The organism is Enterococcus sp. DIV0358 (assembly GCF_051713465.1).
In the GTDB taxonomy this organism is placed as follows: Bacteria; Bacillota; Bacilli; order Lactobacillales; family Enterococcaceae; genus Enterococcus; species Enterococcus faecalis.
Window position 1 is genome coordinate 1,927,796 of sequence record NZ_JBIOPX010000001.1, and the last position, 14,768, is coordinate 1,942,563.

Annotated in this window: 9 protein-coding genes; 5 read left to right on the forward strand and 4 right to left on the reverse strand. The window is 37.0% G+C overall.

What is annotated here, in order from left to right:
* The first annotated feature begins 82 nt into the window (after nucleotides 1–82).
* Nucleotides 83–670: a CPBP family intramembrane glutamic endopeptidase gene (locus tag IGK70_RS09370; protein WP_002398566.1), complete on the forward strand. Its 588-nt coding sequence runs from the start codon at nucleotides 83–85 to the stop codon at nucleotides 668–670.
* Between the two features lie 93 nt (nucleotides 671–763).
* On the opposite strand, the gene IGK70_RS09375 is transcribed toward IGK70_RS09370, so the two are convergent.
* Nucleotides 764–4,906 (reverse strand): isopeptide-forming domain-containing fimbrial protein, encoded by a 4,143-nt coding sequence (locus IGK70_RS09375; RefSeq protein WP_438775231.1) that lies wholly within the window; start codon nucleotides 4,904–4,906, stop codon nucleotides 764–766.
* A gap of 472 nt (nucleotides 4,907–5,378) precedes the next feature.
* Nucleotides 5,379–6,194, reverse strand: coding sequence for a MerR family transcriptional regulator (locus IGK70_RS09380; RefSeq protein WP_002398783.1), 816 nt, complete (start codon nucleotides 6,192–6,194; stop codon nucleotides 5,379–5,381).
* Between the two features lie 66 nt (nucleotides 6,195–6,260).
* Between IGK70_RS09380 and IGK70_RS09385 the strand changes: the two genes are divergently transcribed.
* Nucleotides 6,261–7,988: an ABC transporter ATP-binding protein gene (locus tag IGK70_RS09385; RefSeq protein WP_071981511.1), complete on the forward strand. Its 1,728-nt coding sequence runs from the start codon at nucleotides 6,261–6,263 to the stop codon at nucleotides 7,986–7,988.
* Between the two features lie 52 nt (nucleotides 7,989–8,040).
* Complete coding sequence (locus IGK70_RS09390) at nucleotides 8,041–9,819, forward strand: ABC transporter ATP-binding protein (protein WP_071981512.1); 1,779 nt, start codon at nucleotides 8,041–8,043, stop codon at nucleotides 9,817–9,819.
* A 53-nt stretch (nucleotides 9,820–9,872) separates the two neighbouring features.
* Here IGK70_RS09390 and trpS read toward each other — a convergent pair whose 3' ends face one another.
* The gene (gene trpS, locus IGK70_RS09395) at nucleotides 9,873–10,877 is read right to left on the reverse strand and encodes a tryptophan--tRNA ligase (RefSeq protein ID WP_071981513.1); all 1,005 of its coding nucleotides are present in this window, start codon (nucleotides 10,875–10,877) and stop codon (nucleotides 9,873–9,875) included.
* Between the two features lie 74 nt (nucleotides 10,878–10,951).
* Nucleotides 10,952–12,787 (reverse strand): translation elongation factor 4, encoded by a 1,836-nt coding sequence (gene lepA, locus IGK70_RS09400; RefSeq protein WP_002362155.1) that lies wholly within the window; start codon nucleotides 12,785–12,787, stop codon nucleotides 10,952–10,954.
* A gap of 246 nt (nucleotides 12,788–13,033) precedes the next feature.
* Between lepA and IGK70_RS09405 the strand changes: the two genes are divergently transcribed.
* Together IGK70_RS09405 and IGK70_RS09410 are read left to right on the forward strand one after the other, a co-directional pair.
* Complete coding sequence (locus IGK70_RS09405) at nucleotides 13,034–14,254, forward strand: GNAT family N-acetyltransferase (RefSeq protein ID WP_002356813.1); 1,221 nt, start codon at nucleotides 13,034–13,036, stop codon at nucleotides 14,252–14,254.
* Between the two features lie 23 nt (nucleotides 14,255–14,277).
* On the forward strand, nucleotides 14,278–14,757 hold the full coding sequence (locus IGK70_RS09410) for a nucleoside 2-deoxyribosyltransferase (protein WP_002362157.1): 480 nt from the start codon (nucleotides 14,278–14,280) through the stop codon (nucleotides 14,755–14,757).
* Nucleotides 14,758–14,768: the final 11 nt, after the last annotated feature.

The window sequence follows — 14,768 nt, forward strand, 5'->3', positions numbered from 1 at the left end:
TTGAGGAGGACTATTTTTGAATTTTATCCGTAAAAACGCCAGAGCAATTAGTTTAATTGTGGTATATTTTTTTGCAGTTTTAATGCAAGCTGGTTCTTTATTATTATTAGCTATCTCACTACTATTTAATAATAATTTAGTAGAATCATCTTTTGCGAATCTCGTAACAGGTTTAACTATTACTGCTATTGTGGGAATAGTTTTATTTTGGAAAGAAATCGTTGCTGGGTTCGACTATTTTAAAGAAGAGACTCTTTGGCGTATTTTTAGCATTTTCTTATGGGTGGGGCTGATTTTTTTAGTCGATGTTATTATTCAAAAAATCATGAGTAATAATCCAATTGCTAATCAACAAGATGTTCTCTCATTTGGTGCACAAGTTCCATTGCTTGTTACTCTATTTTTCTTAGCAATCGTGGGGCCAATTGCTGAAGAACTAGTTTTTCGGCAAGTATTAATGAATTGTTTATCGGAAACAATTGGTATAGCCAGTGCGACTATAATTTCAATTTTTTTATTCACCTTTATGCACACACAACAGCCCCTTGATTTTCTCATTTATCTGCCAGGAGCTATTTTATTATCTGCAGCTTACTTAAAATCAAATCGTTCGCTTGTATTTGTTATGGCTATTCATATTGTTAATAATATGTTGGGTTTCTTGTTATAAATCAAAAAGAGTTGGCGACATAGGTCATTTTGACTTATGTTGCCAACTCTTAAATTTTCAGCTAATTAGTCGTTCTAAAACAATCGATTTTGTTTACTCCTCTTTTTCTTTGTTTCTCTTTATAACATAGAGAATTAATACAATTAAGATCAGTCCTACACCCAGATATGCAAATATTTTTTGGACTTTTTCTCCTGTTTTTGGTAAATAGGATGATTTAGACGTTTCTTTCTTGTTTATGGCAATTTCATTTTTACTATTTTTTGTAGGTTTGTTCTGGTCTGTAACAACTTTTTTTGTTTCCTTTTTATTTTTCGCTGGTTCTTCGGGTGTAATAGGCACCTCTGGTTCTTCGGGTGGATTAACTGTGTCATCTACTTTGGCTTTGTTGAGAATTGTTTCGCCTGCCTTCGCTTCTTCGTTAACGATCACTTTGAAACGAATACTCCGCTCTTTTGTATCGGTGATACTTGGGTATTCCGCTGTGATTGTACCGTTGGCTTCTTTCAAGCTGATCGGTTTTGGTTCATCGCCGACACTTGTTAGGCTATCTTTGACATACGTCAGCCCTTTTGGTAGTTGGTCTGTGATAACTACTTTGTTTAAAACGCCGTTTTCGATGGTGTTGCGGAAGCTGATTGTGTACTCGATAGTTTCGCCTAGTTTTGGTTTAGCGTTATTAACGGTTTTTGTTGCGGTTAGTTTGCCTTCTTTTATTCGAGGTGTGATTGGTTCTTCGGGTGTAATGGGTACCTCTGGTTCTTCGGGCGGATTAACTGTGTCATCTACTTTGGCTTTGTTGAGAATTGTTTCGCCTGCCTTGGCTTCTTCGTTAATGATCACTTTGAAACGAATATTCCGCTCTTTCGTATCGGTGATACTTGGGTATTCCGCTGTGATTGTGCCGTTGGTTTCTTTCAAATTGGTTGGCTTGGGTTCATCACCGACACTTGTTAGGCTATCTTTGACATACGTCAATCCTTTGGGTAGTTGGTCTGTGATAACTACTTTGTTTAGGACGCCATTTTCGATGGTGTTGCGGAAACTAATGGTGTATTCGATTGCTTCCCCTAGTTTTGGTTTGGCGTTATTAACGGTTTTTGTAGCGGCTAGTTTGCCTGCGTTCGTTTCTGGTACCACAGGCACCTCTGGTTCTTCTGGTGGATTAACTGTGTCATCTACTTTGGCTTTGTTGAGAATTGTTTCGCCTGCTTTGGCTTCTTCGTTAACGATCACTTTGAAACGAATACTCCGCTCTTTCGTATCGGTGATACTTGGGTATTCCGCTGTGATTGTGCCGTTGGCTTCTTTCAAGCTGGTTGGCTTGGGTTCATCACCGACACTTGTTAGGCTATCTTTGACATACGTTAGTCCTTTTGGTAGTTGGTCTGTGATAACCACTTTGTTTAAGACGCCATTTTCGACAGTGTTGCGGAAGCTAATGGTGTATTCGATTGCTTCCCCTAGTTTTGGTTTGGCGTTATTAACGGTTTTTGTTGCGGTTAGTTTGCCTTCTTTTATTCGAGGTGTGATTGGTTCTTCGGGTGTAATGGGTACCTCTGGTTCTTCGGGCGGATTAACTGTGTCATCTACTTTGGCTTTGTTGAGAATTGTTTCGCCTGCCTTGGCTTCTTCATTAACAATCACTTTAAAACGAATACTCCGCTCTTTTGTATCGGTGATACTTGGGTATTCCGCTGTGATTGTGCCGTTGGCTTCTTTCAAGCTGGTTGGCTTGGGTTCATCACCGACACTTGTTAGGCTATCTTTGACATACGTCAATCCTTTTGGTAGTTGGTCTGTGATAACTACTTTGTTTAGGATGCCATTTTCGATGGTGTTGCGGAAGCTGATGGTGTATTCGATTGCTTCCCCTAGTTTTGGTTTGGCGTTATTAACGGTTTTTGTAGCGGTTAATTTGCCAGTTACTTGTTCGTCCGCAATTTTTGCTTCTACTATATTAGAGGTTTCGTTGACTTTTGCAGATGTTAAAATATCTACTGCCTCAACGGTTGCGCTATTAGGCACTAATTCATTTGCTTTTGCTCGTTCATTTATCTGCGCTTTAAATTCGTAAATTGTTTCAGCTGTATCAGCTTTGTAGCTACCTCCTTGTGTAGCAGTTGCACCATTGCCAACACGGACTATAATTTGTTTATTGGTTGCATCATATTCTGCTTGATCATCGCCTGAAGCATCCGTTTTTTCACCAGAATTTAGTCCACTAATAATTTTTAAAGAGCCTGGCAAATAATTTAAGCGACCATCTAGTGCATCCTTCGAAACTGAATTTATCGCTTCTGAATCAGCTTTTGTATTTTTTAGTGAGACACGATACGTGATTGTTTCACCAACTTTGTAAGTTTCTTTTGGTTCCACAATTTCTTTCTTAATTTCAAATTCAGGTGTTTCTGCGTTTACAGCAAAACCAATCGCATTCGTAGAATAATCGTCACCACTACTTGTTGTTCTAAAATTAATTTGGTTTTGTCCAGCATTTAAAACACCTTCGGGAATTGCCATACGATCGATATCAATATCTAAAAAATTAGGATGATCCGGCGCAAATTTACCTGGATACTTGTCTACCATATGTTCATCGTTATCTGTCACAGTTGCGTTCATAGCATTATTAACTGGGTTGAGCGTGTTCGAAATATTTACCCAAGTTCCTGCGCTATTTTTAATTTGTGCGTTGTCTCCAGTCCAGTATTTATCTCCTTGAACAGTAAACCAGGTCACAATTGGATCAAGCTTTCCTTGTTTTGCTGTTAAAAAGTTGCTCATAGTGAATTCATTATTAGTTCCAGCAGCATTGCCACGTGCTCCATAGTAAATACTAAAAGCTCTTGACTTACTTGCCTGATCCTTTGTAACAACAAACAAACTCCAACCGCTAAAGTTATAATATTGATATTGACCATTTAAACTACTTGTCATAGGAATATCTGCTAACGTATAACTTCCTGTCGCACTTTTATCCCCTTGTAAAATTGAAGTTACATCTGCATAATTAGAAAATCCAGTGTTATTGTACCCGAAACGTTGTCCTGGGTTTGTTGCATCTTGATCGATACGATGGTACCTTTGGGGCGAAACGCGCTGTACGGTTCCATTTGGTGTTGTAAATTGAACTGGTGCACTAATTTCTTCATCAGAAAGATTTGTTCCGTAAGCAGGGCCTTTATATCTAGACGCACTCCAAAATAAGCCCGCCCAAGCAATCTCTTTTGCACCATTTAAATCAATATAAGCCCGACTAGAGTTATACGTATTTGGATCATTGTCAACATCTGCAAATTCTAAAGGAAAATTGTTAATTGCATAACCACTACTTGCTCCTCGTGTATTTAAAAATGTTTGCGCAGCCGCCGTATTTTCATTCGCAATTTTTAAGTTGGTATTTCCCGTTGAAAAAAGTTCTCCTTTATGAACGCTTTGATAAATCGGTGTATTAAACCCCCGACCAGGTGTTGGTGGCACTAACGGACCAGTAGGTTGCGCCTTTAATGGAGGTTGCTCAGGACTTTCGGTAGCCTGCGTTAGTGCTGTATCTTGAATACTTTCTGTCGCCTTTCCTGCTTCAGGCTTTGTTTCGTTACTAGTAGTTGCGGTCATTTCATTTGTAGAAGAGGCTGTTTCGCTTGCCTGATTTTCTACTTTTGTTTCTGAAGTTTCCTGTTTTTCCTTCGAAACAAACTCTTTATCTGCTAGCATATCTTTACTAGGTAAATCAATTACTAGTGTTCCTTTTTCATTATCTTCTATTAGTACGCTGACCAATAACTTGCTCGACGCTTTTGTAGTTATTTGCCCATTTATGGTAATCTTTCTTGTCGAATTTGGTTGAAGGTTAAGCAGTTTAATATCGGTTGTTTGATCTTTCTCATTTGTTTCAACCTTTGCTTGTTCTTCTAAAGACGTAGGTCCTCGCTCTTCGCTTAAAGTATCTAATACAAATTTGATTGGACTATCATTGTTATTTTTTTGTTTTAAAATGAGATCTTTGATTGGTACATCTCGTGTATTTGTTACTTCGTAAGTGACCGTTTTAATATCTTCTTGAGACGATGTATCTTCTATTTTCCCTATTACTTTGAGCCCGTCTTTTTCAACAGTATTCTCAGCATCACTTGTTACTTCTTGAGCAAATGCGTTCATCATTGGTAACAAATTTAAAATAAACAGCATTGTGATCATGAGATAGCTGACAAAATTTTTAACTGCTTTATTCATTTACATTCTCCTTCGTTCTTTTCATTTAATGAAACAAATCATCTTCAAACAACTTTTACAATTACTAATTATTTCTCAATATCCACCTCCATAAAATACTTTTTCAACCTTCAATTTTTTATTTATTCAGCCACAACAACTTTTTTAACGTACGATTTTCCGTTTCTCCTTATAACAAAAAAGTAACATATTCTATTAGCTAAAAAAAGAAAAAAGCCCGATATTTCAACGAAAAACCACGAATTAAATAACACGTTTTATATGAAGCAAATATATTGACTTTTCCTAAAAAATACAAGTATAGGCAAGTTCTAGCTTTAAGAGTAATTTTTTTATTGTTTTCCCTTTAATAACATTCGTTCTAAATTGTTTTAAAAACTAAAACTTTTTTCATGTAATTTTCATTATATTTACCAAAAAAAGAAACTAGCTTAGCTACATTTGCTATTGCTAGTTCCTTTTTTTAATTGTTTTACTTTTCCCCTAAAATTTCAATCCAACCATAATAATATTCAATATATTGATTTTCCTCTTCTAGTTGTGTCAAGATATGTTCCCCGACAACGATGCCTGTTTCAAATCCTTGTTTTGCTAAACGCTTTTTTACTTCTTCGATATTATTCAAACGGGTATCTTGTGTATTGACTTTTAAAATAAAGCCTTTGTATTGGCTACTTGGTTCTTTGAGCCAAATCACTTTGTCTAAACTTTTTTTATTCACATGATTTGCCAAACAAATCCCATACGTCAGTTCATTGGATTCACTTAAATCCCCATAGATGCCTAAAGTTGAAATGTGTTCCATGTAAACCTTCATCTCTTCTGGATCTTCAATATCGACAACAACAATTTTATCAAAAGGAATTGGTTCATCTGAAAAAACCAATGTTTCTAAATCAATTAACGCATGTAAATGTAACTTTCTTTTTTTGATTTCTTTGTATTTATGTTGAAGCCTTTTTATTTCTTGACCCAGTTGTTCTTCTGTTGCTTCCATGGTGGCATAGAGATCGGTAGGTGTCTTTTTATATAAATTCAACATATCTTTGATAGGAATCCCCATTTTTCGATAAAAATCAATATCATATATTTTGAACAAATCTTCTAAATCAAAGGTTCGATATCCGTTTTCTTCATTGCGTGTGGTACTAATCAACCCTTGCTCGTCCCAATAACGAATCGTGGACTTAGGGATATTTAACAACTCAGAAACATCTTTTATTGTGTAATTTTTTTCCATCCTGTTCCCTCCATCAAAAAGTTTAGCATTTCTACTGTTGACATTCAAGTTACTTGAACGTGTACAATGACTCCTTGTAACAGCTAAAACGGTATTGTTTAAGGAGGAAATTTCATGAAATTAATGAAAGAGTTTATTAAAGAAAATAAATGGATTGTTCTTGCGACAACTTTAACCATCTGTTTGCAAATCGCAGGAACCCTTGGCGTCCCTAAATTAGTTGGCAAGTTGATTGATGTGGGCATCGTTAGCGGTGACCAACAAGTAATTAAAACGATTGGCATACAAATGTTTCTTGTGGCATTCATTGGAACAATTGCCGCAATTATTTCTAGCTATTTGTCTGCTTTAGTAGCTGCTAAATTTGGTTTTCAAGTTAGAGGATTGTTCTTTAAAAAATTTCAACAATTCTCGATGAAAAATGTTGATAAATTTGGTTCAAATTCTTTGCTAACTAGAATGACCAACGATGTAGATAATGTTCAAACAATGATTGTGCTATTTTGCCAATTAATCTTTCCAGCGCCTATTATTAGTTTATTTGCCTTAGTGATGACATTTTCTTATTCAGTTTCACTCGCTTGGGTAACATTGGCTTCCATCGTATTTTACTTAGTCGTTGTTTATTTTTTAATGAAAAAAGGTACCCCTTTATCTTTAAAAATTCAACCAAAAATGGATCGAATTACTACGACTTTACGAGAGTTCTTTACTGGAATTAATATGATTCGTGCGTTCAATAATCAAGACTTTGAAGAGCAGCGAACCAATCAAACATTTAAAAATTATGCTGAACGCATGAGTAAAGTGAATCGAATCTTTGCTTGGATTACTCCCGTTGCCTTTTTATTAATGGGCGTTGTGTACGCCTCTATTTTGTGGTTTGGCGGTAATTTAGTTGCAGTAGGCACCCTACAAATTGGCACCGTTACAGCTGTGATTGAATATACGCTTCTAACTTTGGCCTACTTAATGATCGCGGCTATGGTATTAGTTGTCATTCCACGGTCCGTTGCTTCCTTGAATCGCTTGCAAGAAGTTTTGTCAGAAGAAATTGAAATTAGCGATCCTCATACTGAAGCAACCATTGCTTATCATCCTGAGAAAGCCTTGATTTGCTTCGATCACGTCACGTTTCAATACACAGAAACAGCTGATCCTGTTTTAGAAAATGTTAGTTTTGTCATTCCTAAAGGAAAAACAACGGCGATTGTTGGAGCAACTGGCGCTGGTAAAAGTACTTTAGTTAAGTTACTTTTACGAATAAATGAGGTCACAGCCGGCACGATTAGCTATTCTGGCACAGATATCCGCTCATTATCTCAGCAAACGATTCGCCAAGTCATCAGTTATGTGCCACAAAAAGCCTTTCTTTTCAGTGGGACAATCTTATCAAACTTATTAATGGGAAATGCCAAAGCAACTACAGAAGAAATAAGAACGGCACTAGAAATTTCACAATCTTCTGAATTTATCGATTCCTTACCACAAGGGATTGAAAGTTTCGTAGCACAAGGCGGGTCCAACTATTCTGGTGGTCAAAAACAAAGAATGTGTATTGCACGAGCCTTAATCAAACCGGCAGACGTTTATATTTTCGATGACAGCTTTTCCGCATTAGATTACAAAACTGATGCCGCTCTACGTGCCGCTTTATATGCACAAATGGCGGACAAAACTTTACTCATTGTTGCTCAACGGTTAAGTACAATCATGAACGCTGACAATATTATCGTCCTAGATGAAGGAAGGATTGTTGGTCAAGGCAACCACGCTGATTTACTTGCCACTAATAGCTATTACCAAGACTTTGCTAAATCACAAGGTATCTTACCCAAATAACTAAAGAAAGGATGTGACTGCTTGAAAGAAAGTTTTCTTTTCAAGCCATACAATGAAAAAAACAATGAATCTTCAAAGCTTTAAACGTTTCTGGAAAATGATTAAACCTGAGCATCCAATCTTTTATGGTCTAATGATCTGCAGTTTAATTGGAAACTTATTAATTGTTGCCATGACCTATATTATGGCAATCGGGATTGATAACCTCTTAGAAGCTATCAAGCGTGTCGGGCTCAAAGGCATGACACTTACTTTAGTTGAAGAAGCGCTCTTAGGTCCCGTCTTACTTTTAATTCTCTTTTCAATCATTAGTAGTATCACTTCTTTTATTCAGGAACGAGCAATGGCTTCTTTAAGCGAACGGGTTACTTTAAGAATTAGAAAAGAAGTGACAAAAAAGTTTAAAACTTTACCAATGGCCTTCTTTGACAATCACCAAGTGGGCGATATCATTAGTCGTTCAACAACTGGCTTAAACCAATTGTCACAAGTTCTTTTAACAGGCATCAACCAATTTTTCACTTCCGTCGTGACTATCCTATTTGCAGGAATCATGTTGTTCTATATTGATGCAAAATTAACCATTTTAGTGTTGCTGCTAATTGGCGGCAGTACTTTCATGACGACAAAAATCGCGAATAAAAACAAGGTGTTTGCTGATCAAAGTCAAGCTGAATTAGGTCAATTAAATAATAAGATGGAAGAATATTTAGCAGGAAATTTGGTCACAAAAACCTTTAATCAACAGCAAAATGCTGAAAAAACAATTGATGCTGTTAATCAACAACATTATCGCGCCTTTAAAAAAGCACAGTTTCTAAATTTTGCGATTTATCCAGCTATTCGTTTTATCAATCAGTTGGCTTTTATTATCAGTGCTATCTTAGGCGCAATGCTCGTTTTATCTGGTGGTATTACGATTGGTTTCTTGCAAGCGTATTTGCAATATATCAACCAAATTTCTGAGCCGATTTCTACTGCTTCTTATGTCATTAACTCAATTCAAGCAGCGATGGCTTCCATTGATCGGATTTTTGTTATCTTAGATGAAGCTGATGAACAGCCAGAAGCAACTCATTTAGAAACTATTTCTTCTCCTAAAGGAGCCATTGAATTTAAAAATGTTCAATTTGGCTACACACCAGAAAAAATTTTAATGAAGAATGTTGATTTTTCTGTTCAACCGAAAAAAACAGTGGCCATTGTAGGACCCACCGGCGCTGGTAAAACAACATTAGTCAACTTATTAATGCGTTTCTATGAAATAAATCAAGGTGCCATTACTTTTGATGGGATTGATATTACGAAACTTTCTCGACAAAATCTAAGAAATTTATTTGGCATGGTTTTACAAAACACTTGGCTATTTGAAGGAACCGTAGCAGATAATATTGCCTATGGAAAAAAAGATGCTTCTCGTGAAGAAATAATTGAAGCAGCTAAAATTGCTCAATGTGATCATTTTATTCGGACCCTTCCTCAAGGATATGACACAATTATTTCTAGCGAAAATGGTGCATTATCACAAGGGCAACAACAGTTATTAACCATCGCCCGAATCATTTTAGCAAATCCGCCCGTTGTTATTCTCGATGAAGCAACTTCGAGTGTGGACACACGAACAGAAGCCCATATTCAAAAAGCGATGGAAACTGTCACAGAAAATCGAACAAGCTTCGTTATCGCTCATCGATTATCCACGATTGAAAATGCTGATTTAATTTTAGTGATGAAAAATGGCGATATTATTGAAAAAGGAACGCATCAGGAACTATTACAAGCTCCGACTCTTTACGCCAGCTTATATAATAGTCAATTTCAAACCACTTAAAAAGAACTGGAACAAGTCATTCTTCTTTTGACTTGTTCCAGTTCTTTTATTGCTTAGAAGTATTGAATTCCCATTGCTTTTTTGACTTCTGTTAAGGTTTGTGCTGCCACTTTTTCAGCAGCAAGACTTCCTTTATGCAACATTTCCATAATCGCTTCTGGATTTTTAGCCAGCTCTTCACGACGTCGACGAATCGGTGCGAGTTCTTCTTCTAGGACATCAATTAAGTAACGTTTAATTTTCACATCTCCTAAACCGCCATGACGATAGTGCTCTTTTAATTCTTCAATATATTCTTTCTCTTTCCCAAAGACATCCAAGTAAGTAAAGACCATATTTCCTTCAACTTGTCCTGGGTCCTCTATACGAATATGATTTGGATCGGTATACATACTCATTACTTTTTTCTGTACCACTTCAGCTGGATCTGAAAGATAAATACCATTGCCTAAAGACTTACTCATTTTTCCGTTGCCATCAATTCCTGGCAAGCGTCCCATGCCTTTTGGTGGTAACACAGCTTCCGGTCTAACTAAAACTTCACCGTACGTCTGATTAAAACTATGCACAATTTCTTGCGCTTGTTCCAACATTGGTTTTTGGTCTTCCCCAACTGGGACTAAGTTCGCTTGAAAGGCAGTAATATCAGCAGCTTGTGAAACGGGATAAATAAAGAATCCTGTCGGAACACCCTCCCCAAATTTTTTTTGCTCAATTTCTGCTTTGACCGTTGGATTCCGACGAACACGTGACGTGGTCACTAAATTTAGATAGTACATTGTTAATTCAGCTAACTGTGGAATTTGCGATTGGATAAAAATTGTTGTTTTCGTAGGGTCTAAACCAACTGCTAAATAGTCCAAAGCAACTTCTAAAACATTGACTGAAACTTTTTCGGGATTTTTTGCATTATCTGTCAATGCTTGTAAATCTGCAATCATGACAAATAATTGATTTGTAGGGTCTGCTTGCATTTCTACTCGTTTTTTTAAAGAACCTACGTAATGTCCTAGGTGCAATTTACCAGTTGGACGATCACCTGTTAAGATAGTATTCATTGTCTACACACCTTTATCGTTTTTAAGTAGTTTAGAAAAACAAGACAACGAAAAAGGTTGTCTTGTTTTTCTGTTTATTTTTTCTGATCATCTTCATCCATTTTCAGAACCGCCATAAAGGCTTCTTGAGGAACTTCCACGGATCCAATTTGTTTCATCCGTTTCTTCCCTTCTTTTTGTTTCTCTAACAATTTACGTTTACGAGAAACATCGCCACCATAGCATTTAGCCAGTACGTTTTTGCGTAAGGCTTTAATATCTGAACGAGCCACAATTTTTTGACCAATCGCCGCTTGAACTGGGACTTCAAACTGTTGACGTGGAATTAGTTTTTTCAGTTTCTCAACAATCGCTTTTCCACGCTCAAATGCGAAATCTCGGTGAACAATAAAGCTTAACGCATCCACTTTTTCAGCATTTAATAGAATATCCATTTTCACTAGGCGGCTGGTACGATAGCCAGCCATTTCGTAATCTAAGGATGCATAGCCTTTTGTACTTGATTTCAATTTATCGAAAAAGTCAAACACGATTTCAGATAACGGAATTTCATAAACTACGTTTACACGATAATCGTCTAAGTAATCCATTGTAATGAATTCGCCACGTTTACGTTGTGATAATTCCATTACTGCTCCTACATAATCGTTTGGCACCATGATTTGCGCTTTAACATAAGGTTCTTCCACAGATTCAATCGTTACTGGTTCTGGAAATTCAGCTGGGTTATCAACAACAACGGTTGTTCCGTCAGTTTTATTAACATGATAGATTACAGACGGTGCTGTTGTAATTAACTCTAAATTAAATTCTCGTTCCAAACGTTCCTGAACAACATCCATGTGCAGCAAACCTAAGAAACCACAACGGAAACCAAACCCTAAAGCTTGCGATGTTTCCGGTTCAAATTGTAACGCCGCATCATTTAATTGTAATTTTTCTAATGCTTCCCGTAAATCGTTGTAGCGCGACGTATCAATTGGATATAAGCCACAATAAACCATTGGATTCATTTTGCGATAGCCTGGTAGTGCTTCTGCTGCTGGATTGTCGGCCAAAGTCACTGTATCCCCGACACGTGTATCTTGAACCGTTTTAATGCTAGCGGTGATATAGCCCACATCACCAACCATTAAATAATCACGAGCGATTGGTTTCGGTGAAAAAACGCCGACTTCTGTTACATCAAACGTTTTACCGTTACTCATCATTTGGATTTTATCCCCAGGACGAACGACACCGTCAATTACACGGATGTTTAAAACGACCCCTCGATAGCTATCGTAAATAGAGTCAAAAATCAAAGCCTTTAAAGGAGCCTCAATATCGCCTGATGGAGCTGGTACATACTCCACCACTTGTTCTAAAATATCTTCAATCCCAATCCCTGCTTTTGCACTTGCTAAAACAGCTTCCGATGCATCAATTCCAATTACGTCTTCAATCTCTGTCCGAACACGCTCTGGATCAGCGGCGGGTAAATCAATTTTATTAATAACAGGTAAAATTTCTAAGTCATTATCCAATGCCAAATAGACATTTGCTAGCGTTTGCGCTTCAATTCCTTGCGCCGCATCAACAACTAGAACAGCCCCTTCACAAGCTGCCAAACTACGAGAAACTTCGTAGGTGAAATCGACGTGCCCTGGTGTGTCAATCAAATGGAAAGTATAGGTTTCACCATCTTTGGCTGTATAGTTTAATTCAATTGCGTTTAATTTGATGGTAATGCCGCGTTCTCTCTCTAAATCCATTGAATCAAGTAATTGATCTTGCATTTCTCGACTGCTAACTGTATTTGTTTTTTCCAAAATCCGGTCGGCTAAAGTTGACTTCCCATGGTCAATGTGGGCAATGATCGAGAAATTACGAATTTTCTCTTGTCTTGCTTTCATTTCTTTATTGTTCATTTTTTGCCTCATTTCTTTTAAGAAAAGCTAACTCCCTGCTAGCTTCATCAATCAATTGTTATATTTTAGTTGCCTTTTTTATCAAATTATCATGTTTAAAGGTCTAGGATAATCAGCACTTTTCATTATACCAATTTTTGAAGAAGATTTAAAGCACTTCCCTTTTATTCTTTTGGTTTCGAAAGGCTAACAGAGTTTCGAAAAATTTGGTATACTAAAAACAGTAAATTTATTGGAGATGGAAAAATGGATGAACAAGAATTTCGAAAGCAACTGACCTTAAAGCCTGTTGAGGAAGAACACATTGATCAATTTAATGAACTTCTTTCCTATGTTTTTCAAGTGACTGAAGCAGATATTGAAGAAAGTGGTTTTGAAAACAAACGCGCATTTATCAAATCAAAACAACCGATTTTAGAACTTTCAAAAGTATTTGGCTGGTTTCACGAAAATCAATTAATTTCACAAATTGCTATCTATCCATGCGAAGTCAATATCCATGGCGCTTTATATAAAATGGGTGGTGTTACTGGTGTCGGTACCTATCCTGAATATGCCAACCACGGTTTAATGAAAGACTTGATTCAAACGGCATTAGAAGAAATGCGCCAAGATAAACAGTGGATTTCTTATCTTTTCCCTTACAACATTCCTTATTACCGACGTAAAGGTTGGGAAATCATGTCCGACAAGTTATCTTTTAAAATTCGGGATACGCAATTACCAAAAACCGTTCCCGTTCCAGGAATGATTGAACGGTTAGCTGTCGATCACCCAGATGTCTTTGATGTCTATGCGCGATTCGCTCGTCAAAATCACGGCGCACTCATTCGTAGTGCCTTCAACTGGGAAGAATATTGGCGTTTCGAAAACGAGGAAGAACGGACTGCTGCTGTCTATTATGGTGCCAATCAAGAACCTTTAGGAGTACTTTTCTATTGGGTGGCGGATGAGGTATTTCATATTAAGGAAATGTTTTACTTGAACCAAGAAGCCCGAAATGGCTTGTGGAATTTTATTACTGCGCATTTTTCGATGGTTTATTGGGTCAAGGGCGATATCTATAAAAACGAACCTTTAGCCTTTCTTTTAGAAGACAGCCAAATTAAAGAAAGCATTGAGCCCTATTATATGGCGCGAATTGTTGATGTCAAAGCCTTTTTAGAAAATTTTCCTTTTGAAAGTACGGCTAAGCCCTTCCATTTTGTCGTTAAAGATCCTGTGGCTGAGTGGAATAATGGTATTTTTGGCTTAATTTGGGATGAAAATGATCAAGTAACCATTACGGATGAACCTCTAGGCACCGCCGTTCACTTAGATATTCAAACACTAACTTGTTTAGTCATGAATTACCGACGCCCTTCGTACTTACATCGAATTGAGCGCATTGATACAGATAAAGAAACTTTAAATTCTTTGGAACGGATTTTTCCTGACCAAGAAGCTTATTTCAGTGATTATTTCTAAACCCTTGGATTGGAGACAGACAAATGACAAAAATTTATTTTGCAGGACCTTTATTTTCGCAAGCTGACTTACGTTATAATGCCTATTTAGTCGAACAAATTCGACAATTGGATAAAACAATCGATCTTTATTTACCACAAGAAAATGCGGCGATTAACGACAAATCTGCTTATGCCGATAGTAAAATGATTGCCTTAGCAGATACAGAAAATGTCCTTGCTAGCGACTTATTGGTTGCTTTATTAGACGGTCCAACCATTGATGCGGGCGTAGCTTCCGAAATTGGTGTTGCTTATGCCAAAGGAATCCCGGTGGTTGCCCTTTACACAGACAGCCGCCAACAAGGTGCTGATAATCACCAAAAGCTTGATGCTTTGAACGAAGTCGCTGAAAATCAATTCCATTATTTAAACCTTTACACAGTTGGTTTGATTAAATTGAATGGTCGGGTTGTTTCTTCAGAAGAAGACTTGTTGGAAGAAATTAAGCAACGATTGTCATAATAAAAAAAGAA